Origin of the sequence: Cupriavidus sp. BIC8F (assembly GCF_032465815.1) — a bacterium.
Classification (GTDB): Bacteria; Pseudomonadota; Gammaproteobacteria; order Burkholderiales; family Burkholderiaceae; genus Cupriavidus; species Cupriavidus necator.
The window spans coordinates 1,647,874-1,669,607 of the sequence record NZ_CP136094.1 but is presented as its reverse complement, the minus strand read 5'-3'; the positions used below and the strand labels follow the sequence as shown (position 1 = coordinate 1,669,607).

The following is a 21,734-nucleotide window of genomic DNA, read 5'->3' as shown; positions in this document are numbered from 1 at the left end:
CCGTGGCCGGGTTTCCTCCTCATTGAAGCAAACCCGGCCGGTGCGCGCCAGTATTGATGCCGACCCTGCTCAGGCGTGTTGCCGGCGCACGAAGAACAGCGCAGCGCCCACCGCCATCAGCACGCTGCCAAAGAAGCGGTTCTGCCAGCGCACCGCGCGCGCATTGCGGAACAGCCCCTGCATGCGCGAAGCCAGCAGCGCATAGCCATGCATCACCACCAGGTCCACGCAGCACATGGTGGCGGCCAGGATCGCCAGCTGCAGCGCCAGCGGCCGGTTGGGATCGATGAACTGCGGCAGCACCGCGACCATGAAGATGATGCCCTTGGGGTTGGTCACGTTGGTCAGCAGGCCGGTGGCAAAGCGCCGGCGCCGGCTCATCACCGCCACGCGCACGGGGGCGGCGCTGCCACCCTGGTCCGCCCCGCTCTCCATCTTCGCGCGCCATTGCTGCACGCCGAGGTAGATCAGGTACAGCGCGCCAATCGTCTTGACCACCATGAAGGCCTGCTCCGAGGCCAGCAGCAGCGCGCCCAGGCCGCCGCCCGCCACCAGCAGCACGATCACCAGCCCGGCCTGCAGGCCGAAGATGGTGGTGGTGGTCCTGCGCAGCCCGTACGAGAGCCCATGGCTCATCGACAGCACCGCGCCCGACCCCGGCGACACGGCGATCACCCAGCACGCGGCGAAATAAGCCAACCACACTTCCCAACGCATCCCAACTCTCCTTTGACGACAACCATGCCGGGGCCACGCTCCCGCAGCCACGGCACAAACAATCTTTCCTGCGGCGCGGCGCGTCAGAACGGGTGGAAGCCGCCCAGGAACTGCTCCACCTGCTCGGCCTGGCGCGCGTCGCGCGCGGCATCGCCCGATTCCAGCACCACCGCCTGATACGCGCGCGTACCCACGGCCACCAGGCGCGCCGTCAGCCGGCGCGGCGACTGGTCCTGCGGCGACACGCCGCTGGCCTGCACTTCCACGCCGGCAAGCGGGCGGCCCGGACGGTCAGCACTCATCACCGTGACGGGCCGCGCGCGCGGCTCGCCCGACGGCGTGCCAAGGTTGGCCAGCAGGCCGGCCTGCATCGCCGCCAGCGCCTCGCGCCGCAGCGCTTCGTCATCGGCGGGCAGCGTCACCACGCCCACGGCAAAGAGCGTATCGTCGACGCGCGCGGCTTCCATGGTCATCGGCAGCTTGCGCCCGGCAATGGTCACGTCGCGCGCGGCGCTGGTGGGCTTGCCCGGATAGAGCGCGGCATAGGCGCCCTCGCCGGACTGGATGGTGCGCCAGTCATAGCGCGGCGAACAGGCGCACAGGGCGAATGCCAGCACGGCGGCACAGCACAGCAGCGGCCGGCGGACAGCGGCAGGAAAGCTCGGCGGGGGCGGCACAAGACGCATCGGGAATCCATGGGGGGACGGCGCGCGCAGGCTGCGGGCGGAAACCGGTATTATCCCGAAAGCGGCGCGCCAGTGCTTGCCGCGCCGCTCCCACTCCCCCTGCCCCCACGTTCCTGCCATGCCTGCCGCCCGCATCGCCCGTCACGCCTTTGCCATCACCAGCCTGCGCTGGGTGGCCGCGAGCGCGTTGCTGGCAGCCGCGGCCGGCATGCCCGCAGCCGCCGCCAGCCCCGCCCACCTGCCGCCGGCCACCGACCTGGGCGCCCACGGCACCGAGGCCGCGCGCCGCGGCGAGCCGCTGGTGGTGCTGGTGTCGATGCCGGGCTGCAGCTATTGCGATGCCGTGCGCCGCAACTACCTGGGCCCGCAGGCCGCCGCCGGCGAGATTGCCGTGCGCGAGCTCGACATGACCGCCGACACCCCGCTGCGCGATGCCGACGGCAGCCTGACCACCGCGCGCGCGTGGGCGCGGGCGCACCAGGTGCGGGTGGCGCCCACGGTGCTGTTCCTGGACCGCCAGGGCCGCGCCGCCGCCGGCCCGCTGCGCGGCATGCAGCCGGATTTCTACGGGGCCTACCTGGAACAGGCGCTGGACCAGGCACGCGCCGCCATCGCCACCCGGCGCTGAATGGATGGGGGCGCTTGCGGCAGATTGCCGCAGCCCGGCCCCGCGCAGCGCGCGAACGCCCGCGGCATTAGAATGTCCCATTGCTCACCGAACCTGCCTGACCCGGATTCCATGACCACTGCTGCCCCTGCCACCAAATCCTCCCGCAAGCCCTGGCCCATCGTCGTTGCCGTGGTCGTGCTCGCGCTGCTGGGCTGGTTCGGCTATCGCGCACTGTCGCCGGCCAATACGGCGCCGGCGGCCACCTTCACGCTGCTGTCGGGCGAGAAGGTCAGCACCGCCGACCTCAAGGGCAAGGTCTACATGATCAACTTCTGGGCCACCAGCTGCGCCACCTGCGTCAAGGAAATGCCGGACATGGTCCGCACCTATGAGCAGTTCAAGGGCAAGGGGCTGGAATTCGTCGCCGTGGCGATGAACTACGACCCGCCCATGTATGTGATGAACTACGCCAAGACGCGCGGCCTGCCGTTCAAGGTGGCGATGGATTCCGACGGCGCCGCGGCCAAGGCCTTCGGCAATGTGCAGCTGACGCCGACCACCTTCGTGGTCGACAAGGACGGCCGCATCCTGAAGCGCTATGTGGGCGAGCCCGAGTGGGATGCCCTGCACAAGCTGCTGGATGGCGCGCTGGCAAAGTCCGCGTAACGCTGTCGCTGCCAACCACCGGGAAAAGGTGCTCATCGAGCACCTTTTTTGTTTTCATGTCCCGATCGCCCGTCGGCTGGTTGCGCTGAAACCCTGTATGGATATACAGTTGGCGCCAGCCTTTTTTGAGATTTCCGAGCCTTCCCCGAGCCCTCCCTGTGACTTTGGACCTAGCCCCCGCCGCCGACCTCGCTGCCCCTGAAGCCGATGACGTCCCCGCCTACCTGTCCCGGCTCAACCCGGAGCAGCGTGCCGCGGTGGAACACGGCAGCGACGCGCCGCTGCTGATCATCGCCGGCGCCGGCTCGGGCAAGACCAATACGCTGGCGCACCGCGTCGCGCACCTGGTGCTGGCCGGCGCCGATCCGCGCCGCATCCTGCTGCTGACGTTCTCGCGCCGCGCCGCGGCCGAGATGGGACGGCGCGTCGAGCGCATCGTCGACCAGGCGCTGGGCACCCAGACCGGCGCGGGGCGCGCGGCGCTGCAGTGGTCCGGCACCTACCACGCCATCGGCGCGCGCCTGCTGCGCGAATACGCCGAGACCCTGGGCCTGTCGCCCGCCTTCACCATCAGCGACCGCGGCGATGCCGCCGACCTGATGCACGTGGTGCGCCACGACCTGGGCCTGTCGGAGACCGCCAGCCGCTTCCCGAAGAAGGAAACCTGCCTGGCGATCTACTCGCGCGTGGTCAACACCCAGGCGCCACTGGAAGACGTGCTCAGGCAGCAGTTCCCGCGCTACGCGATGTGGGCCGATGCGCTGCGCACCCTGTTCGCCGGCTATGTCGAGGCCAAGCAGAAGCAGCATGTGCTGGACTATGACGACCTGCTGCTGTACTGGGCGCAGGCCATGGCCGAGCCCACCATCGCACAGGACATGGGCGCGCGCTTCGACCATGTGCTGGTCGACGAATACCAGGACACCAATGCGCTGCAGGCGTCGATCCTGCTGGCCATGCGACCGGACGGCCGCGGCCTGACCGTGGTGGGCGACGACGCGCAGTCGATCTATGCCTTCCGCGGCGCCACCGTGCGCAATATCCTGGACTTCCCTGCGCAGTTCACGCCGGCCGCGCAGCAGGTCACGCTGTCGCAGAACTACCGCTCGACGCAGCCGATCCTGCAGGCCGCCAACGCCGTGATCGGGCTGGCGGCCGAGCGCTATACCAAGGACCTGTGGTCCGAGCGCGCCTCGGCCGAAAAGCCCGGCGTGATCGTGGTCAACGATGAGGCCGACCAGGCCCGCTACGTGGTCGAGCAGGTGCTGGCGCGGCGCGAGGCCGGCCTGACGCTGATGGCACAGGCGGTGCTGTTCCGCGCCGCCGACCACAGCGCGCAGGTAGAGATCGAGCTGGCCCGGCGCAATATCCCGTTCGTGAAGTTCGGCGGGCTGAAATTCCTGGAGTCGACCCACGTCAAGGACGTGCTGGCGGTGGTGCGCTGGCTGGAAAACCCGCGCGACCGCATGGCGGGCTTCCGCACGCTGCAGCTGCTGCCCGGCATCGGCCCCAAGACCGCGGCGCGCGTGCTCGATGCGATGGCGCTGGCCACCGAGCCCTTGTTCTCGCTGGAGGAATTCGAGCCGCCGCCGGCCGCGGCGCCCGCCTGGGCCGATCTGCTGGCGCTGGCGCGAGCGCTGATGGCGCCCACCTCGCCATGGCCTTCGGAGTTCGAGCAAGTGCTGGCCTGGTATGCGCCGCACCTGGAGCGCCTGCACGACGATGCCGCCGCGCGCCAGGCCGACCTGCAGCAGCTGGAGCGCATCGCCGCCACCTACGGCGCGCGCGAGCGCTTCCTGACCGAGCTCACGCTGGACCCGCCCAGCGCCTCCAGCGACGAATCCGGCGTGCCCTCGCGCGACGAGGACTACCTGATCCTGTCGACCATCCATTCGGCCAAGGGGCAGGAGTGGAAGGCAGTGTATGTGTTGAACGCAGTGGACGGGTGCATGCCGAGCGATCTGGCGACGGGCACGACCGAGGAGATCGAGGAAGAGCGGCGGCTGCTGTATGTGGCGATGACGCGGGCCAAGGACCATCTGGATATCGTGGTGCCGCAACGCTTCTACGTGCACCAGCAGGTGGGCTTCGGCGACCGGCATGTGTATGCGTCACGCACGCGGTTCCTGCCGAATCGCGTGATGCCGAACTTCCATAGCCGGGCCTGGCCGCCGCCGCCGATGCCGGGGGAAGGGAAGGCAAAGCCGGCGCTGGCGCCGGTGGATCTGGCTGGTCGGATGCGGAATATGTGGCGGTGAGATGCGGGACTTGCCCAGGCGTCCACTATGCCGCCGGTTCGCTCTCCCGCGAAGCGGGAAAGGGGAGAAAACAAGCGGCGGCCTGAGGCCATCGCCGCTCGCAAGCCTCTGTGTCAGGCCATCTTTTCCAGCAACAACCCCTTCAGGTACTCACCTTCCGGGAACGCCGCCAGCATCGGATGATCCGTGCCCGCCGACAGCCGGCGCAGGATGCGCGCATCCGCACGCGCATCGGTCACCGCGCCCGCCACGATCTTCTGGAACAGCTCCATGCTGATCGCGCCCGAGCACGAGTAGGTGAACAGCAGCCCGCCCGGGCGCAGCAGCTGCATGCCGACCAGGTTGATTTCCTTGTAGGCGCGCGCGGCGCGGTCGATATGCTGCGCCGACGGGGCAAACTTGGGCGGGTCCAGCACGATCAGGTCGAACTGGCGGCCCTCGGCGCGGAATTCACGCAGGGTCTTGAACACGTCGGCATCGAGCCAGGTGGCGCGCTCGGGTTCGAAGCCGTTGAGCGTGACATTGCCCGCCGCGATCTTCAGCGCCTCGCCAGACGAATCGATCGAGGTCACCGAGGTGGCGCCGCCGCGCAGCGCCGCCAGCGAGAAGCCGCCGGTATAGCAGAAGCAGTTCAGCACCTCGCGCCCGGCGGCCAGGTCGCCCACCAGCTTGCGGTTGTCGCGCTGGTCGACATAGAAGCCGGTCTTGTGGCCGTTGCGCACGTCGACGTAGTAGCGCACGCCGTGCTCGGTGACCGACAGCGCCGGATCCGGCTCGGCGCCGGCCAGCACGCCCGTCACCAGCTCCAGGCCTTCGCGCTGGCGCACGGCGGCGTCGGAACGCTCATAGACGTTGGGGCAGCCGGTCTCCTTGACCAGCGCTTGCACGATCGCGGTCTTCCAGTGCTCCACGCCGGCCGAATTGAACTGGCACACCAGCTGACCCTTTTCACCATTGCCGTAGTAGTCGACGATCAGGCCAGGCAGCCGGTCGGATTCACCGAAGATCAGCCGCACCGCGTCGCTGTCCTTCACCCACTGGCGCCGGTAGGCAATGGCCGCGGCTACGCGGCGCTTGAACAGGGCGTGGTCGACCGGCTCGTTTTCATCGAAGGTCCACGCGCGCGCGCGGATCTGCGACTCGGGGCTGTAGGCGGCCTTGGCCAGGAAGCGGCCATCGGCGGCGCGCACGATCACGGTCGCGCCCGGCTCGCAGCGCCCTTCGGTCGTGGCAATGCCGGTGGCGTAGATCCACGGGTGGCGGCGCAGCAGGGATTTTTCCTTGCCGGGTTTCAGGGTGATGGTGTTCATGTTGGTATGGGGAAACTGCAGGCCACCAGCAATTGAAACTGGCGCGAACGCATCAAGGCGGCTCCCCTCTCCCGCGCGCGGGAGAGGGGAGAAAACAATGCGGGAAAGATGCCTTAGAGGACGACCTTCACCATCGGATGCGAAGTCAGCGCCCGATACAAATCATCGAGCTGCTCGCGGCTGGTAACCCATACCGTCACGGTCAGGCCCAGGTAGTTGCCGCCGCTCGAGGGACGCATTTCCATCTTGCCGGCGTGGAAGTCGGGATCGAATCCCTGCACCAGCTCTACGATGGCCTCGGCAAAGCCGTCCTGCATCGCGCCCATCACCTTGATGGGGAAGTGGCTGGGATACTCGATCAGCGATTGCTCCGGCGGGATATCGCCCGGCTTGTTGCCGCTGCCTTGGTTGTCGGTTGTCATGTCGGATTCTCCGGCACGAAACCGGCGCGCCGCATGGCGCGCCGGCTTGCGCGCATTCCATTCAGGTCACTTGCGCTTGAACCACAGGCGGATGGTGTCCCACAGGCGGCCGAAGAAGCCGGCCTCGGGCACTTCTTCCAGCGCCACCACCGGGAACTCCGCCACTTTGTTGGTGCCGTCCATCAGCTTGACCATGCCCACCTGCTGGCCCGCCGAGATCGGCGCGATCAGCAGTTCCTGGCGCTCCAGCACCGGCTTGAGGCGCCCGCCGGTGCCCTTGGGCACGGTGACGAAGGTCTCGTTCTGCACGCCGATCTTGACCGTGCCGCTCTTGCCCTTGTAGATGTCCGGCGTGGCCAGCACCTGGCCCTTGTCGTACAGGCGCAGCGTGTCGAAGAACTGGAAGCCGTAGTTGAGGATCTTCAGGCTTTCCTGGGTGCGCACCTGTTCGGTGGTGGTGCCGATCACGATCGAGATCAGGCGGCGCGAGCCGTCCGGCACGTTGGCCAGCGGCCGCTTGGCCGACGAGATCAGGCAGTAGCCGGCGGACTTGGTGTGGCCGGTCTTGACGCCGTCAACGGTCGGGTCGATGTACAGCAGGCGGTTGCGGTTGGGCTGCCTGATCTTGTTATAGGTGAACTCCTTCTGCGAGTACATGGCGTAGTACTCGGGGAAGTCCTTGATCAGGCGCGTGGTCAGCGTCGCCAGGTCCACCGCGGTGGTGTAGTGGTTCGGGTCGGGAATGCCGTCGGTGTTGGTGAAGTGGGTGTTCTTCATGCCCATGCGCTGGGCTTCGCGGTTCATCATCGCGACAAAGCCCTCTTCCGAGCCGCCCACGGCTTCGGCCAGCGCCAGCGCGGCGTCGTTGCCCGACTGCACGATCAGGCCCAGCAGCAGGTCCTGCACGGTGACCGGCTTGTTGGGCTCGATGAACATGCGCGACTCATCGCTTTTGACCTTGAGCACCAGGCTGGTCGGCACCACGGACTGGTCCAGCGTCAGGCGCTTTTCCTTGAGTGCCTCGAACGCCAGGTAAGCGGTCATCAGCTTGGTCAGCGAGGCCGGTTCGATGCGCGCGTCGGCGTTCTGCGACGCCAGGGCCTGGCCGCTGGTCACGTCATACAGCATCCACGACTTGGCCGCGACCTGCGGCATCGGCACGCCCTGCGCCAGGACGGCGGCAGGCGCGGCGGCCAGCACGACGGCGGCGGCGATGGCGGCGGGGGCAAAAGCGGACGAAAGGCGTGTCGTGGCTCTATTCAGCATGTTTCAGTTTCCGACAGTAAAAAGGTTGCGCGGGAATGGTTCGGGGGTGGCGGCGCGCCGGCCTCACCGGTCCCACGCATTGACGACAAGCTGCTTGATCAGGTGCAGCTTGCGGTGAAAGAAATGGTCGGCGCCGGGGATCACGATCACCGGCAGCTCCTGCGGGCGGGCCCAGTCGAACACGCTGGCCAGCGGCACGGTGTCGTCCTGTTCGCCATGGATCACGATGGTATCGGCCGGGACCTCGGCCACCTGCCAGCGGCTGGCGGCGGTGCCCACCAGCACCAGGCGCTGCGCGGGCGTGCCGGCCTCGGCCAGACGGCGTGCCACGTGGGTGGTGACGAAGCTGCCGAACGAGAACCCGCCCATGGCCAGCGGCAGCGTTGCGGCCTGTGCCGACCACGCGGTCTGCTGGCGCATCCAGGCCACCACGGCCAGCAAGTCGTCCTGCTCGGCGATGCCGTTGTCATGCTCGCCGGCGCTGCCGCCCACGCCGCGGAAGTTGGGGCGCACCGTGGCGTAGCCCAGCTGCACGAAGCTGCGCGCCAGCGTCTGCGCGACCTTGTTGTCCTTGGTGCCGCCGAACAGCGGATGCGGATGCGCCACCAGCGCCAGGCCGCGCGGCTCACCTTGCGGCAGGTCTACCGAGAGATCGATCGCACCGGCGGGACCGGCAATGGAAAGTACCTGGGTATGCGCGTTCATGATGGCGGTCAGGATGGCGGTGAAGCAAGCGCCCGGCGGCAAGCCCGGGCAAAAATGAAAAAACCGTCCGGCTGGCGGGCGGCGGGGCAATACAGCAAAGCGGCAAAACAGGTAAACAACAAGCCGGCATGCGCCGGCCTCGGTTCGTTCAGCGGTCCACCATCAGCCGTTCGACAGGCTTGCCCTTCATCAGGTGGCTGTCGATGATTTCGTCGATGTCGTGCTCATCGACAAAGGTGTACCAGATGGCCTCGGGGTAGACCACCAGCACCGGGCCGAGTTCACAACGGTTCAGGCAGCCTGCCTTGTTGATGCGCACCCGGCCTTCGCCGCCGGCGATGCCCAGTTCCTTGCAACGCTTCTTGGCGTATTCCTGCATCGCCTGGGCGTTGTGGTTGGCGCAGCAGTTCTCACCGGCCTCGCGCTGGTTCAGGCAGAAGAAGACGTGATGCTGATAGTAGCTGCTCATGCGTACGGTGTGAGAAGGCGGCCCCGGACGGCGGCACGGCCCGGACGGCATTGAACGGAAGCTCGGAATTATACGGTGTCGCGGCGGCATGGCCGCGATGGCGGCGCCCTGGCACGGCCGTGAAAGTTGCCGCCGGCCCCCAGCGGGTGGCGCCTCGCGCACCTGCGATGCCTCCGGCATTCCGAAACCCCGGAGCCGCACCGTCCGGATTTCCGGAATCCCGGAGGCCGCGCGCCCCTGCCAGGCCGGCGTTTCCTTGTGAATCAACCAGTTAGCAATGCCGGTTTGACTGGCACGGCGGTTGCAAATTCCTGCCCCTGAACGCGCCGCAACCGTGACGGCGCGCGGCCCGCGCAGCCCCGCCCGGGTACGGTCAACACCGAGGACGACATCATGAGAAAACCCTTCTACAAGATCCTGTACGTGCAGGTCCTGTTCGCCATCTTCGTCGGCATCCTGCTCGGCCACTACTGGCCCGACACCGGCGTGGCCATGAAGCCGCTGGGCGATGGCTTTATCAAGCTGATCAAGATGATCATCGGGCCGATCATCTTCTGCACCGTGGTGACCGGCATTGCCGGCATGAGCGACATGAAGAAGGTCGGCCGCGTCGGCGGCAAGGCGCTGCTGTACTTCGAGGTGGTGTCGACCTTCGCATTGCTGATCGGGCTGGGCGCCGCGCACCTGCTCAAGCCGGGCGTGGGCTTCAACATCGACCCGGCCACGCTGGACACCAAGGCCATTGCCCAGTACGTGTCCAAGGCGCACGGCCAGAGCACGGTCGAGTTCCTGATGCACATCATCCCGGACACGGTCTTCAGCGCCTTCGCCAACGGCGACATCCTGCAGATCCTGCTGGTGTCGCTGTTCTTCGGCGCCGCGCTGGCCGTGCTCGGCGAGCGCGCGCGCATCGTGGTGCAGCTGATCGAGCAGGTCTCCAAGGTGTTCTTCCACATCGTCCACGTGATCACCAAGGTGGCCCCCATCGGCGCCTTCGGCGCGATGGCGTTCACCATCGGCAAGTACGGCCTGGGCTCGCTGGTGCCGCTGCTCAAGCTGATCGGCACCTTCTACTTCACGGCCATCGTCTTCGTGGTGTTCGTGCTGGGCACGGTGGCGCGCCTGACCGGCTTCAGCATCCTGCGCTTCATCTCGTACATCAAGGAAGAGCTGCTGATCGTGCTGGGCACCAGCTCGTCGGAAGCGGCGCTGCCGCACATGATGGAGAAGCTGGAAAAGCTCGGCTGCTCGCGCTCGGTGGTGGGCCTGGTGGTGCCCACCGGCTACTCGTTCAACCTGGACGGCACCAACATCTACATGACGATGGCGGTGATCTTCATTGCACAGGCAACCGGCATCGAGCTGACGCTGATGCAGCAGCTGACCATCCTGACGGTGGCAATGATCACCTCCAAGGGCGCCAGCGGCGTGACCGGCTCGGGCTTCATCACGCTGGCCGCAACGCTGGCCGTGGTGCCGACCATCCCGGTGGCGGGCATGGTGCTGATCCTGGGCATCGACCGCTTCATGAGCGAGTGCCGCGCGCTGACCAACATCATCGGCAACGGCGTGGCCACGGTGGTGGTCTCGGCATGGGAGCGCGAGCTTGACCGCAAGAAGCTCAACAGTGTGCTGCAGCACGGCGGCCGCGATGCTGAAGTACTGGCCGACGCCGGCCAGAACGTCTGACGCCATGCGGGTGGCTGCCCCGGCCGCCCGCCAGCGGGTATCATCGGCGCGACAGCCTTCGCGCGCGCCGATGCCACACTCCGACGACTTTCTCGCCGTGCATGACCCCGCCGCCCCGTCTGCCGCGCATCCGACCCATGCGCCGGACAGCGGCAACGGCCGCTGGTGGGGCTTTGCGGTCGCCCTGGCCGCGGGCCTGCTGCTGTTGTGCGCGCTGACCTGGCTGGTCTCGGTCCAGCGCGGCCTGGCCACCCTGCAGCAAAGCACGGCCACGCGCGCCGACCGCTACGCCGCCTCGCTGGAAAGCACCCTCGACCGCTACGAATTCCTGCCCGCGCTGGTCTCGCTGCACCCCTTCGTGCGCGGGCTGCTGGACTCCCCCAACGACCCGCAACGCGTGGCCGCCGCCAACCAGTACCTGGCGGAGGTCAATCGCCGCGCGCATGCCTCGGCCACCTATGTGATCGCCGCCAACGGCATTGCGCTGGCGGCCAGCAACCACGGCCAGCCCGGCAGCTTTGTCGGCACCGACTACCGCTTCCGCCCCTACTTCCAGGCCGCCGCGGGCGGCAAGATGGGGCGCTTCTATGCCATCGGCATCACCAGCGACGAGCCCGGTTACTACCTCGCGCAGCCGGTCGAGTCCGGCGGCAAGGTCATCGGCGTGACCGTGGTCAAGCTCAACCTGGAGTGGTTCCAGCGTGCCGGCAGCGGCGCCGAGCCGCTGATGGTCAGCGACGACCATGGCGTGATCTTCCTGTCGTCGGTGTCGGCGTGGCAGTACCGCACCCTGCGCCCGCTGCCGCCGGCGCTGCAGGCCGAGATGGAAAAGACCCGCCAGTACCACGGCCGCGCGGTGACGCCGCTGCCGCTGGAGCCGCTGACCTCGCCGGTCACGCGCTGGCTGGCGGACACCACGCTGACCGACGGCGCGCGGCTGGTGCGCGTGCGCGACGAATCGCCCGCCGCCAGGACCACCTTTGCCCCGGACGGCGCCGAGCGCGCCGACCGCTACCTGGAACTGGGCCGCACGGTCGGCCCCGCTGGCTGGACCATGCAGGTGATGGCGCCGCTGGAGCCGGTGCTGGCCAATGCGCGCAACGCCACCGTGGCGGCGGCGCTGGCCTATGCCTGCATCTGCCTGCTGCTGGTCAACTGGCGCCAGCGCCGCCAGCGCGCGCGCGACATGCAGTACAGCCGCCGCCTGCTGGAGGCCGCCTACGACCAGCTGGAGCGCCGCGTCGAGGCCCGCACCGCCGACCTGATGGCAATCAATGAAAAGCTGGAAGATGAAGTGGCCGAGCGCACCCGTGCTGAAAGCGAGCTGCGCGCGGCCCAGGACGAACTGGTGCAGGCCAGCAAGCTGGCCGCGCTGGGGCAGATGGCGGCCGGCATCACGCATGAGCTGAACCAGCCGCTGGCGGCGCTGCGCACGTTCTCGGACAACACCCGCGTGCTGCTGGAGCGCGGCCAGCTGGCCGCGGCCGAAGGCAACCTGACCGCCATTGCTGACCTGACCGAGCGCATGGGCAAGATCACCAGCCAGCTCAAGCTGTTCGCCGGCAAGGCGCGCCCGGTGCGCCGGCCGGTGGCGCTGCGCGCGGCGGTCGATCACGTGCTGGCGCTGCTGGCGCCGCGGCTGGGCGCGGTCACGGTCAGCGTCGCCGGCCTGGACGCCCTGCCCGGGCTGGCCGTGCGCGCCGATGAGCTGAAGCTGGAGCAAGTGCTGCTGAACCTGCTCGGCAACGCGCTGGATGCGATTGCGGCGGCCGCGCCGGCGCAGGGACAGATCGATCTCGACGTGCAGGCAGAAGACCACGCCGTCACCATCGTCGTGCGCGACAACGGCACCGGCATCGCGCCGGAAGCGCTGCCGCGCCTGTTCGAACCCTTCTTCACCACCAAGGAAACCGGGCAGGGCCTGGGCCTCGGGCTGGCGATCTCGTCGTCGATCGTGCGCGAGTTCGGCGGGCAGCTGAGCGTGGCCAACGTGCCCGGCGGCGGCGCGCAGTTCACGCTGGTGCTGGCGCGCGCCCCCGCCATCGATCCGGCGCCGTCGGTTTCCGCCTCTCAATGAGTATTGCCATGCAAGACGGTCTGCGTGTCCTGTTTGTCGAAGACGAGCCGCTGGTGCGCCAGGCCACCGCGCAGAGCCTGGAGCTGGCCGGCTTCGCGGTGCTGGCGCTGCCCTCCGCCGAGGCCGCGATCCCGCACCTGCACGGCGCCTTTGCCGGCGTGGTGGTGACCGACGTGCGCCTGCCCGGCGCCAGCGGCCTGGACCTGCTGCAGCACTGCCGCAACGCCGCGCCGGGCGTGCCGGTGATCCTGGTGACCGGCCACGGCGACATCACCATGGCCGTGCAGGCCATGCGCGAAGGCGCCTACGACTTTATCGAAAAGCCCTTCGGCGCCGACCGCCTCACCGACACCGTGCGCCGCGCGCTGGAACGCCGCGCGCTGGAACTGGAAAACCAGGCGCTGCGCCGCGAGCTGGCCGGCCCTGCGGCGGGCACGCGCATCATCGGCCGCTCGCCCGCGATCGGGCAGGTGCGCGCGCTGGTGGCCAATGTCGCGCCCACCGACGTGCCGGTGATGATCAACGGCGAGACCGGCACCGGCAAGGAACTGGTGGCACGCAGCCTGCATGCGCTGTCCGGCCGCGCCGAAGGCCCGTTTATCGCGCTGAACTGCGGCGCGGTGCCCGAGGCCATCTTCGAGAGCGAGATGTTCGGCCATGAGGCCGGCGCCTTCACCGGTGCCGGCAAGCGCCGCATCGGCAAGCTCGAACATGCCTCGGGCGGCACGCTCTTCCTCGACGAGATCGAGAGCATGCCGCTGGCGCTGCAGGTCAAGCTGCTGCGGGTGCTGCAGGAAGGCTCGCTGGAGCGGCTGGGGTCCAATGCCTCGGTGAAGATCGATGTGCGCATCGTGGCCGCGGCCAAGGGCGACATGGATGCACTGGTGGCGCAGGGCAGCTTCCGTGAGGACCTGTACTACCGGCTGAACGTGGTCACCATCGCGCTGCCGCCGCTGCGCGAACGGCGCGAGGACATCGTGCCGCTGTTCGAGCACTTCTCGCTGGTGTCTGCAGTGCGCTACCAGCGGCCGGCACCGATCCTGTCCGAAGCGCAACGCCAGGCACTGGCCCAGCGGCCGTGGCCCGGCAATGTGCGCGAACTGCGCAATGCCGCGGATCGGATGGTGCTGGGCGTGCCGGAGGGCGGGCAGGCAGGTGCGCAGGCCGCGGGCCCCGATGAAGCCGCGCCGTTGCGCGAGCGGATGGAGCACTTCGAGCGCGCCGTGATTGCGGATGCACTGGCGCGCACCGGTGGTGCGGTCAGCCAGGCGGCGGACTTGCTGCAAGTCGGCAAGGCCACGCTCTATGACAAGATCAAGCGCTACGGGCTGTGATGTCACGCTGCCTTCATTGCGCTGCCACGGGGCCGTCACATTGGCGGACTATCCTTCGGTGGCGGTTGTGGCATTGGCAGGTGCCCGCCGTGTGTATCAATCTTCGTGGTAATTGACGGCCCCGCGTATGCGGGGCGTTTTTTTTGGGCGATTCAGTCGAAGAGCTTGGGCTCGTCGCTCTGCGGTTGGTTTGTGGGTTCTGACTAGCGTGGGCTGTTTCGCCGGCTACGCCGGCGAAACAGCCCACGCTAGTCAAGAACGACAACCAGCCGCACGGCGCTTGCCCCCTCCCCCACTTCACACTCCCCACACACTCCCCTCACCCCCGCTGGCAACACTGGGTCCCTTCCATCTCCAAGGAACCCGCCATGCCCTCCTTCGACTACGACATCGTCATCGCCGGCGCCAGCTTTGCCGGCGCCGCCTGCGCCCTGGCCGCGGCACGCGCCGGCCTGCGCGTGCTGGTACTGGAACGCAAGACCGATCCGGGCGACAAGCTCCACACCACCGGCATCCTGGTCAAGGAAGCCATCGAGCAAACCTGGCTGGGCCGCGCACCGGCCGATTGCGTGCACCGCGTGGAGCAGGTGCGGCTGTACTCGCCCAAGCTGCGCAGCATCGACCTGAGCGCGCCTGGCTATTACTTCCACACCACCGATACGCCGCGGCTGATGCGCTGGCTGGCTGCCGAGCTGGTGCGCCACCGGGTCGAGCTGCGCCTGGGCCAGGCGTTTGTGGGCGCGGTGCCGCGCCACGGCGGCTGGCATGTGACCGGCGTGGGCAATACGCGCTATCTGGTGGGAGCGGATGGTGCGAAGTCGCGCGTGGCGCAATGTGCCGGGCTGGGGCGCGTGCACAGCTTCCTGTATGGCGTGGAGTATGAGTTCCCGGGACTGGCGCTGCCCGAGCCAGGCGCGCTGCACTGCTTTATCACCCGGCGCTTCGCGCCCGGCTATATCGGCTGGATCGCGCAGAACCCCACCGGCGTGCAGGCCGGCCTGGCGCTGCGCTACCTGCCGCGTCACGGCCGCGCGCCGGACCTGGACGGGCTGCTGGCGCATGTGCGCGAGCGCGCCGGCCTGCCGCAGCTGGCGCAGCCCGCGGCAACGCGCGCGGGCCTGATCCCGTGCGGCGGCCCGGTCTTCCCGCTGGCGCGCGACGGCGTGATCCTGACGGGGGATGCCGCCGGCATCGTCTCGCCGGTCACCGCCGGCGGCATCCACCATGCCTTTGCCCATGGCGAGTCGGTCGGCCAGGCCGTGGCCGCGCATCTGCTGCGCGGCGGCCCGGCCCCGGAAGCCGCCGCCACCGCCAGCGCGCCCCGTTTCCGCGCCAAGCGTGCGCTGCGCTGGATGTTCGACCGCTTCCAGTGCGACTGGCCCTTTGACCTGATGCTGTACTCGCCGCCGCTGCGCTGGGCCGCGGAGCAGATCTATTTCCACAAGCGCCGGGGCGACGAACCCGCGCCGCCGGCCCGCACGGCGGCCAGCGCCTGACCGGCTAGAATGCCGGGCATGGAACAACCGCGGATCCTGGTGGTGGAAGACGAGCAGGCCATCGCCGACACCATCCTCTATGCCTTGCGCACCGACGGCATGCTGGCCGAGCACTGCACGCTCGGCGGCGCCGCGCTCGAGCGCATGCGCGCCGGCGCGGCCGACCTGGTGATCCTGGACGTGGGCCTGCCGGATCTCAGCGGCTTCGAGGTCTGCCGCACGCTGCGCACCTTCAGCAATGCGCCGGTGGTCTTCCTGACCGCGCGCCATGAAGAGATCGACCGCATCGTCGGGCTGGAGATCGGCGCCGACGACTACGTGGTCAAGCCCTTCTCGCCACGCGAGCTGGCCGCGCGCGTGCGCGCCATCCTGCGCCGGGCGCGCGGCGGCAGCACAGCGAAGGGCGACGAGGTCGCCGGCTTCACGCACGACAAGGACGGCGCGCGCCTGGCCTACCGCGGCCGCTGGCTGGAGCTGACCCGCTACGAGTACCTGCTGCTGGCCTGGCTGGTGGCGCATCCGGGCCGCATCTATTCGCGCGCGCAGCTGATGGAATGCGTCTGGGAAAACGCGCTCGACACCAGCGACCGCACCGTCGACACCCATATCAAGACCCTGCGCGCCAAGCTGCGGGAGGCATCCCCCGACGGCGCCGAGCGCATCCGCACCCATCGCGGCATGGGCTATTCGCTGGAACCCTGAGCGCACGCCATGCATATCGGCCTGCGCATCTTCTTCGGCTTCTTCCTGATCGTGGGCCTGGCCACCGTGCTGACGCTGCGCGTGTTCGTGCAGGAGGTCAAGCCCGGCGTGCGCCAGGCCATGGAAGACACCCTGATCGACACCGCGCACGTGCTGGCGGCGCTTGCCGCCGACGACATGAAGGCCGGCCGCATTGCCGACGGCGATTTCGCGCGGCACATGGCGGCACTGCGCGACCTGCCGGTGGACGCCGATGTGTCGGGCCTGCACAAGGACAGCATCGGCTACCGCGTCTACGTGACCGATGCCAGGGGCATCGTGCGCTTTGACTCCACCGGCACTGACGTGGGCCGCGACTATTCGCGCTGGAACGATGTCTACCTGACGCTGCGCGGCAAGTACGGCGCGCGCAGCACGCGCACCGACCCCGACGACGAGGCCAGCACCGTGATGCACGTGGCCGCGCCAATACGCGACGGGGACGGCGAGCGCATCATCGGCGTGCTGACCGTGGCCAAGCCCAATGCGGCGATGGCGCCCTTTATCGAGCGCAGCCAGCGCAAGATCCTGCTCTACGGCGGCCTGCTGATCGGCGCGGCTTGCGTGATCGGGCTGGCCTGCACGCTGTGGCTGGCGCATGGACTGAGCCGGCTGCGCGGGTATGCACGCGCGGTGGCGGCCGGCGAGCGCGCCGAGATGCCGCTGCGCGGCGGCAGCGAGCTGGCCGAGCTGGGCCGCGCGGTGCAGGGCATGCGCGAGCGGCTGGAAGACAAGCAGTATGTCGAGCACTACATCCACACGCTGACCCATGAGATGAAAAGCCCGCTGGCCGCGATCGGCGGTGCCGCCGAGCTGCTGCAGGAAGAGATGCCGGCGGCGGATCGCCAGCGCTTCGTCGCCAATATCCGCGCCCAGTCGGGCCGGCTTGAAACCATGATCCGCAAGCTGCTGGCGCTGGCCGACGTGGAGCAGCGCCAGCGCCTGGAAGTGCGCGAGCCGGTGCGGCTGGCCCCGCTGCTGGCGCAACTGGGCAACGAGCTGGAACCGCGCGCGCGCCAGCGCGGCGTGACGCTGCGGCTGGCCGCCGACGCCAGCCCGGACCTGGTCGCCGGCGATCCGTTCCTGCTGCGCCAGGCCATCGCCAACCTGCTGGAGAACGCCATCGACTTCGCCCCGCCAGACAGCGAAGTCACGGTGCGGCTGGAGCGCCGCGGCGGCGCGCTGGCCATCGCCGTCGCCGACCAGGGCCCGGGCATCCCCGACTACGCGCTGCCGCGCGTGTTCGAGCGCTTCTACTCGCTGCCGCGCCCGCACGGTGCGGACAAGAGCACCGGCCTGGGCCTGTGCTTTGCACGCGAGGTGGCAACGTTGCATCATGGCGATGTGACGCTGGCCAACCGCCCCGGCGGCGGCGCGCTGGCGGAACTGTCCCTTCCGGCCGGGTAGTTCGACGAGGTGACCGCACCGGCATAGACTGGGGCTTCTAACGTGACCGCGCTGAAACTCCCTATAATCGAACGACCGTTCATTTAGGGCACCTGCAACGTGCCCGCCCAGTAGTTCAGGAGACACCATGCCCGCCGCCAAGCAACTGCCCCAGGCCCTGCAGAACCTGGCCCTGCCCGTCATCGCCTCGCCGATGTTCATCGTCAGCTACCCGGAGCTGGTGCTGGCGCAATGCAAGGCCGGCATCGTTGGCTCGTTCCCGGCGCTCAATGCGCGTCCGGCGGAGCTGCTCGACGAGTGGCTTACCCAGATCGAAGGCGAGCTGGCCACCTTCAAGGCCGCCAACCCGGGCGCGCAGGTGGGCCCGGTCGCGGTCAACCAGATCGTGCATACCTCGAACGCGCGGCTCGAACACGACGTGAAGGTGTGCGTGGACCACAAGGTGCCGATCTTCATCACCTCGCTGCGCGCCCCGGTCAAGGAAATGATCGACGCGGTGCACAGCTACGGCGGCATCGTGCTGCACGACGTGATCAGCCTGCGCCATGCCGAGAAGGCGATCGAGGCCGGCGTCGACGGCCTGATCCTGGTGGCGGCCGGCGCCGGCGGCCATGCCGGCATGCTGTCGCCGTTCGCGCTGGTGGGCGAGGTGCGCAAGATCTTCGACGGCCCGATCGCGCTGTCGGGCTCGATCGCCACCGGCGAGGCGGTGCTGGCCGCGCAGGCCATGGGCGCGGACTTTGCCTACGTGGGCACGCGCTTTATCGCCTCGCAGGAGGCCCACGCGGCAGAAACGTACAAGCAGTCGATCACCAGCTCGGCCGCCGCCGATATCATCTACACCAACCTGTTCACCGGCGTGCACGGCAACTACATCCGCGAAAGCATCAGCAACGCGGGGCTGGATCCGGACAACCTGCCGGTGGCCGACAAGAGCAAGATGGACTTCTCCAGCGGCGCCTCCAAGGCCAAGGCGTGGAAGGACGTCTGGGGCGCCGGCCAGGGCGTGGGCCAGATCCACGACATCCCCACCGCCGGCGAAATCGTCGTGCGCATGAAAGCGGAGTACGATGCCGCCAAGGCGCGCCTGGGTATCGCGCGCTAAACCCCAGTCACCACCGGGCCGCTGCTGCGGCCCTTCCCCCATCCATTGCCTGGTCCTAGCCCCGCCACCCCGCCCGATTCCGCTCCGGACCCCGTCGCCACGCTGAGCCGCCGGCAGCAGGCGCTGCGCGCCATGTGGGTGGTGCTGGGCGCGGCCTTCCTGCTGCTGGGGGTGATCGGCATCTTCCTGCCGGTGCTGCCGACCACGCCATTCGTGCTGCTGGCCGCGGCATGCTTCGCGCGGGGGTCCCAGCGCTTCCATGAATGGCTGCTGGGACATCCGCGCTTCGGGCCGCTCGTCAGCGACTGGCAGCGCTATCGCAGCATTCCCTTCCGGGCCAAGTGCCTGGCGTTGTCGATGATGTGGGTGTCGATGGGGACGACCGCGTGGCTGCTGCGGGCGCGGCCGATTGCTTCGGCGGCGCTGCTGGCTTGTGCGGTGGGGGTGAGTGTGTGGATGGTCAGGCTGCCGACGCGGCCGGTGGAGGGGGGGAAGTCCTGACCTGCCCTGCATCAAAGGCCCCGCCCATGCGGGGCCTTTGCCTTGTCTTCAGTCGTATCGCCGCGCATCCTCGATCAGCCTCCCATCCTGCGGCAACGACCCCGCCGCCACGAAGGCCACCTCTCCGCGCAGCCGCATCACTTCGCGCAGCGATTCCGCCACCGCACGCTGCAAGTCACCATCCTCGCGCGTAGCCTCGCAGCGCAGCGTCATTACGTCCGCGCCAGGGTCACCAGTCACCACCAGCCGCGCCGCGCGAATCTCCGGATGGCGCCGCAGCACATCCGCCACCTGCCCCGGATGCACGAACATGCCCTTGACCTTGGTGGCCTGGTCGGCACGGCCCAGCCAGCCCTTGAGCCGGATGTTGGTGCGCCCGCACGGGCTGGGCCGTTGCGACGACTCCGCCACGATGGCCGACAGGTCGCCGGTGCCGAAGCGGATCAGCGGGTAGTCGCCGTTGCCCAGCACCGTCACCACCACCTCGCCGGTCTCGCCTTCGGGCATCGGCCGGGAACCGCCGGGCTCGACGATCTCTACCAGCACGCCCTCGTCCACCACCCAGCCGTCGCCGCCCTCGGTCTCATAGGCAATCAGGCCGACATCCGCGGTGCCATACATCTGCTGCACGCGCACGCCGCGCGCCTGGAACCAGGCCCGCAGCGACGGCGGCAGCGCCTCGCCCGAGACCAGCGCCTTGGCCAGGCTGGTGCAGGGCGTGCCCAGCTCGTCGCCGCGCTCCAGCAGCAGCTTCAGGAACGACGGCGTGCCGGCGTAGGCGGTGGGCTGCAGGCTGGCCAGCGCCTGCACCTGCGAATCGGTCTGGCCGACACCGGCCGGGAACACGCAGCAGCCCAGCCGGTGCGCGCCGGTCTCCATCATCATGCCGGCCGGGGTGAAGTGGTAGGAGAAGGTGTTGTAGACCAGCTCGCCGGCGCGGAAGCCCGCCGCATGCATGGCGCGGGCCACGCGCCACCAGTCGGCGTCATGGCCGTCGGGTTCGTGGATCGGGCCGGGCGACTGGAACACGTGGCGCAGCTTGCCCAGCGGCGTCGCGTTGAGCCCGCCCAGCGGCGGCAGCGCGCGCTGGCGCGCGGTCAGGTCCGACTTGCGCGTGACCGGCAGCGCCGCCAGCGCCCCGCGCGAGGTCAGCAGCCGCGGATCGACCCCGCTCAGCATCTCGGCAAAGTAGGGCGCGTTGTCGCGCGCGTGGGCGACCTGGCGTGCCAGGGCGGCAAGGAGCGCCTGCTCGCGGACTTCCGGCGCGCGGGTTTCGAGCGAATCGAAGTTTTCTGGCATGGTGCTGTGCGTCAGGGAATGGGATGCGGCATGCCGCCGCGCCACAGGCGCGTGGTGGCAATGCCGGATAAATTGGGTCGGCTTACGTCGGCTCAGGCCAGCCAGCGCTTCCTGCGCCGGTAGCTCTTCACATCGCGGAACGACTTGCGCCCGGCACCGTCGTCCGCATCGTTGGCCGCCACGCCCAGGTAGAACTCCTTGACATCCTCGTTGGTGCGCAGCGACTCGGCGTCCCCGTCCATCACCACGCGGCCGTTTTCCAGGATGTAGCCGTAGTCGGCATAGCGCAGCGCCACCATGGTGTTCTGCTCGGCCAGCAGGAAGCTGACGTTCTCGCGCGAATTCAGGCCGCGCACGATCTCGAAGATCTCCTCGACGATCTGCGGCGCCAGCCCCATCGAAGGCTCGTCCAGCAGGATCATCGCGGGCTTGGCCATCATGGCCCGGCCGATCGCGCACATCTGCTGCTCGCCGCCGGAGGTGTAGCCGGCCTGCGACTTGCGGCGCGTCTTCAGGCGCGGGAAGTACTCGTAGATCTTTTCCAGCTCGTCACGTGTCTGGCCGCGCGACAGGCCGCGCGTGTAGGCACCGGTGAGCAGGTTCTCTTCGATGGTCAGGTGCGCGAAGCAGTGGCGCCCTTCCATCACCTGGATCACGCCGCGGCGCACCAGGTCGTTGGGCGTGAGCTGGTCGACGCGGTCGCCGCGATACTCGATCGAGCCCTTGGTGACATCGCCGCGCTCGGCCTGCAGCAGGTTGGAGATGGCCTTGAGCGTGGTGGTCTTGCCCGCGCCGTTGGCGCCGAGCAGCGCCACGATCTTGCCTTCCGGCACTTCGAGCGAGACGCCCTTGAGCACCAGGATCACGTGATCGTAGATGACTTCGATATTGTTGACGGACAGAAGGCTCATGGTGCGGCTCGTGTTGGTAAGACGGTTCGGCTCAGGCGGGCACGCGGCGCCAGGCACCGCATGCC

The 21,734-nt window shown here is 68.7% G+C and carries 20 protein-coding genes; 11 read left to right on the top strand and 9 right to left on the bottom strand.

Annotated elements, in window-relative coordinates; all coding sequences use genetic code 11:
* Nucleotides 1-69: 69 nt before the first annotated feature.
* Together RS901_RS07825 and RS901_RS07820 are read right to left on the bottom strand one after the other, a co-directional pair.
* Nucleotides 70-717 (bottom strand): LysE family transporter, encoded by a 648-nt coding sequence (locus RS901_RS07825; RefSeq protein ID WP_211980651.1) that lies wholly within the window; start codon nucleotides 715-717, stop codon nucleotides 70-72.
* Between the two features lie 83 nt (nucleotides 718-800).
* Nucleotides 801-1,403, bottom strand: coding sequence for a hypothetical protein (locus RS901_RS07820; protein ID WP_010814855.1), 603 nt, complete (start codon nucleotides 1,401-1,403; stop codon nucleotides 801-803).
* Between the two features lie 118 nt (nucleotides 1,404-1,521).
* Between RS901_RS07820 and RS901_RS07815 the strand changes: the two genes are divergently transcribed.
* From RS901_RS07815 to RS901_RS07805, 3 genes are all read left to right on the top strand, one after another.
* The gene (locus RS901_RS07815) at nucleotides 1,522-2,031 is read left to right on the top strand and encodes a thioredoxin family protein (RefSeq protein ID WP_316152608.1); all 510 of its coding nucleotides are present in this window, start codon (nucleotides 1,522-1,524) and stop codon (nucleotides 2,029-2,031) included.
* 111 nt (nucleotides 2,032-2,142) lie between these two features.
* Nucleotides 2,143-2,679, top strand: a complete 537-nt coding sequence (locus RS901_RS07810; protein ID WP_316152606.1) for a TlpA disulfide reductase family protein — start codon at nucleotides 2,143-2,145, stop codon at nucleotides 2,677-2,679.
* A gap of 158 nt (nucleotides 2,680-2,837) precedes the next feature.
* A complete protein-coding gene (locus RS901_RS07805; protein WP_316152604.1) occupies nucleotides 2,838-4,937 on the top strand; it encodes an ATP-dependent helicase in 2,100 nt (699 codons plus the stop codon).
* A 113-nt stretch (nucleotides 4,938-5,050) separates the two neighbouring features.
* Here RS901_RS07805 and RS901_RS07800 read toward each other — a convergent pair whose 3' ends face one another.
* From RS901_RS07800 to RS901_RS07780, 5 genes are all read right to left on the bottom strand, one after another.
* A complete protein-coding gene (locus RS901_RS07800; protein WP_316152602.1) occupies nucleotides 5,051-6,247 on the bottom strand; it encodes a class I SAM-dependent rRNA methyltransferase in 1,197 nt (398 codons plus the stop codon).
* Nucleotides 6,248-6,360: 113 nt separating this feature from the next.
* Nucleotides 6,361-6,669, bottom strand: coding sequence for a YbeD family protein (locus RS901_RS07795; RefSeq protein ID WP_013955399.1), 309 nt, complete (start codon nucleotides 6,667-6,669; stop codon nucleotides 6,361-6,363).
* A 66-nt stretch (nucleotides 6,670-6,735) separates the two neighbouring features.
* On the bottom strand, nucleotides 6,736-7,935 hold the full coding sequence (locus tag RS901_RS07790; RefSeq protein WP_013955398.1) for a D-alanyl-D-alanine carboxypeptidase family protein: 1,200 nt from the start codon (nucleotides 7,933-7,935) through the stop codon (nucleotides 6,736-6,738).
* A gap of 63 nt (nucleotides 7,936-7,998) precedes the next feature.
* The gene (locus RS901_RS07785) at nucleotides 7,999-8,640 is read right to left on the bottom strand and encodes an alpha/beta hydrolase (RefSeq protein WP_010814862.1); all 642 of its coding nucleotides are present in this window, start codon (nucleotides 8,638-8,640) and stop codon (nucleotides 7,999-8,001) included.
* A gap of 148 nt (nucleotides 8,641-8,788) precedes the next feature.
* Nucleotides 8,789-9,109, bottom strand: a complete 321-nt coding sequence (locus RS901_RS07780; RefSeq protein ID WP_010814863.1) for a (2Fe-2S) ferredoxin domain-containing protein — start codon at nucleotides 9,107-9,109, stop codon at nucleotides 8,789-8,791.
* Between the two features lie 393 nt (nucleotides 9,110-9,502).
* Between RS901_RS07780 and RS901_RS07775 the strand changes: the two genes are divergently transcribed.
* The 8 genes from RS901_RS07775 (at nucleotide 9,503) to RS901_RS07740 (ending at nucleotide 19,459) form a co-directional block, all read left to right on the top strand.
* Nucleotides 9,503-10,798 carry a dicarboxylate/amino acid:cation symporter gene (locus RS901_RS07775; RefSeq protein ID WP_013955397.1) on the top strand — a complete coding sequence of 432 codons (1,296 nt, stop codon included), beginning with the start codon at nucleotides 9,503-9,505 and terminating at the stop codon, nucleotides 10,796-10,798.
* A 70-nt stretch (nucleotides 10,799-10,868) separates the two neighbouring features.
* A complete protein-coding gene (locus RS901_RS07770) occupies nucleotides 10,869-12,875 on the top strand; it encodes a sensor histidine kinase (RefSeq protein ID WP_316152595.1) in 2,007 nt (668 codons plus the stop codon).
* A gap of 8 nt (nucleotides 12,876-12,883) precedes the next feature.
* A complete protein-coding gene (locus RS901_RS07765; RefSeq protein ID WP_041227706.1) occupies nucleotides 12,884-14,209 on the top strand; it encodes a sigma-54-dependent transcriptional regulator in 1,326 nt (441 codons plus the stop codon).
* Nucleotides 14,210-14,577: 368 nt separating this feature from the next.
* On the top strand, nucleotides 14,578-15,705 hold the full coding sequence (locus tag RS901_RS07760; RefSeq protein WP_316152592.1) for an NAD(P)/FAD-dependent oxidoreductase: 1,128 nt from the start codon (nucleotides 14,578-14,580) through the stop codon (nucleotides 15,703-15,705).
* Nucleotides 15,706-15,714: 9 nt separating this feature from the next.
* A complete protein-coding gene (creB, locus tag RS901_RS07755) occupies nucleotides 15,715-16,407 on the top strand; it encodes a two-component system response regulator CreB (protein ID WP_316152590.1) in 693 nt (230 codons plus the stop codon).
* Nucleotides 16,408-16,416: 9 nt separating this feature from the next.
* On the top strand, nucleotides 16,417-17,853 hold the full coding sequence (gene creC / locus RS901_RS07750; protein ID WP_316152588.1) for a two-component system sensor histidine kinase CreC: 1,437 nt from the start codon (nucleotides 16,417-16,419) through the stop codon (nucleotides 17,851-17,853).
* Between the two features lie 127 nt (nucleotides 17,854-17,980).
* A complete protein-coding gene (locus tag RS901_RS07745; protein ID WP_316152586.1) occupies nucleotides 17,981-18,958 on the top strand; it encodes a nitronate monooxygenase family protein in 978 nt (325 codons plus the stop codon).
* A gap of 132 nt (nucleotides 18,959-19,090) precedes the next feature.
* Nucleotides 19,091-19,459 (top strand): YbaN family protein, encoded by a 369-nt coding sequence (locus tag RS901_RS07740; protein ID WP_316153416.1) that lies wholly within the window; start codon nucleotides 19,091-19,093, stop codon nucleotides 19,457-19,459.
* A gap of 48 nt (nucleotides 19,460-19,507) precedes the next feature.
* Here RS901_RS07740 and RS901_RS07735 read toward each other — a convergent pair whose 3' ends face one another.
* Both RS901_RS07735 and RS901_RS07730 read right to left on the bottom strand, forming a co-directional pair.
* Nucleotides 19,508-20,758 carry a phenylacetate--CoA ligase family protein gene (locus tag RS901_RS07735; protein WP_316152583.1) on the bottom strand — a complete coding sequence of 417 codons (1,251 nt, stop codon included), beginning with the start codon at nucleotides 20,756-20,758 and terminating at the stop codon, nucleotides 19,508-19,510.
* Nucleotides 20,759-20,850: 92 nt separating this feature from the next.
* On the bottom strand, nucleotides 20,851-21,669 hold the full coding sequence (locus RS901_RS07730; RefSeq protein WP_010814873.1) for an ABC transporter ATP-binding protein: 819 nt from the start codon (nucleotides 21,667-21,669) through the stop codon (nucleotides 20,851-20,853).
* Nucleotides 21,670-21,734: the final 65 nt, after the last annotated feature.

Bases quoted from the DNA above. Each gene is read 5' to 3' on its own strand.
- RS901_RS07825 (WP_211980651.1), bottom strand. From the start codon at position 717: ATGCGTTGGGAAGTGTGGTTGGCTTATTTCGCCGCGTGCTGGGTGATC.
- RS901_RS07780 (WP_010814863.1), bottom strand. From the start codon at position 9,109: ATGAGCAGCTACTATCAGCATCACGTCTTCTTCTGCCTGAACCAGCGC.
- RS901_RS07790 (WP_013955398.1), bottom strand. From the start codon at position 7,935: ATGCTGAATAGAGCCACGACACGCCTTTCGTCCGCTTTTGCCCCCGCC.
- RS901_RS07770 (WP_316152595.1), top strand. From the start codon at position 10,869: ATGCCACACTCCGACGACTTTCTCGCCGTGCATGACCCCGCCGCCCCG.
- RS901_RS07775 (WP_013955397.1), top strand. From the start codon at position 9,503: ATGAGAAAACCCTTCTACAAGATCCTGTACGTGCAGGTCCTGTTCGCC.
- RS901_RS07795 (WP_013955399.1), bottom strand. From the start codon at position 6,669: ATGACAACCGACAACCAAGGCAGCGGCAACAAGCCGGGCGATATCCCG.
- RS901_RS07765 (WP_041227706.1), top strand. From the start codon at position 12,884: ATGCAAGACGGTCTGCGTGTCCTGTTTGTCGAAGACGAGCCGCTGGTG.
- RS901_RS07820 (WP_010814855.1), bottom strand. From the start codon at position 1,403: ATGCGTCTTGTGCCGCCCCCGCCGAGCTTTCCTGCCGCTGTCCGCCGG.
- RS901_RS07740 (WP_316153416.1), top strand. From the start codon at position 19,091: ATGTGGGTGGTGCTGGGCGCGGCCTTCCTGCTGCTGGGGGTGATCGGC.
- RS901_RS07745 (WP_316152586.1), top strand. From the start codon at position 17,981: ATGCCCGCCGCCAAGCAACTGCCCCAGGCCCTGCAGAACCTGGCCCTG.
- RS901_RS07810 (WP_316152606.1), top strand. From the start codon at position 2,143: ATGACCACTGCTGCCCCTGCCACCAAATCCTCCCGCAAGCCCTGGCCC.
- RS901_RS07760 (WP_316152592.1), top strand. From the start codon at position 14,578: ATGCCCTCCTTCGACTACGACATCGTCATCGCCGGCGCCAGCTTTGCC.
- creC (WP_316152588.1), top strand. From the start codon at position 16,417: ATGCATATCGGCCTGCGCATCTTCTTCGGCTTCTTCCTGATCGTGGGC.
- RS901_RS07800 (WP_316152602.1), bottom strand. From the start codon at position 6,247: ATGAACACCATCACCCTGAAACCCGGCAAGGAAAAATCCCTGCTGCGC.
- RS901_RS07785 (WP_010814862.1), bottom strand. From the start codon at position 8,640: ATGAACGCGCATACCCAGGTACTTTCCATTGCCGGTCCCGCCGGTGCG.
- RS901_RS07730 (WP_010814873.1), bottom strand. From the start codon at position 21,669: ATGAGCCTTCTGTCCGTCAACAATATCGAAGTCATCTACGATCACGTG.
- creB (WP_316152590.1), top strand. From the start codon at position 15,715: ATGCCGGGCATGGAACAACCGCGGATCCTGGTGGTGGAAGACGAGCAG.
- RS901_RS07815 (WP_316152608.1), top strand. From the start codon at position 1,522: ATGCCTGCCGCCCGCATCGCCCGTCACGCCTTTGCCATCACCAGCCTG.
- RS901_RS07735 (WP_316152583.1), bottom strand. From the start codon at position 20,758: ATGCCAGAAAACTTCGATTCGCTCGAAACCCGCGCGCCGGAAGTCCGC.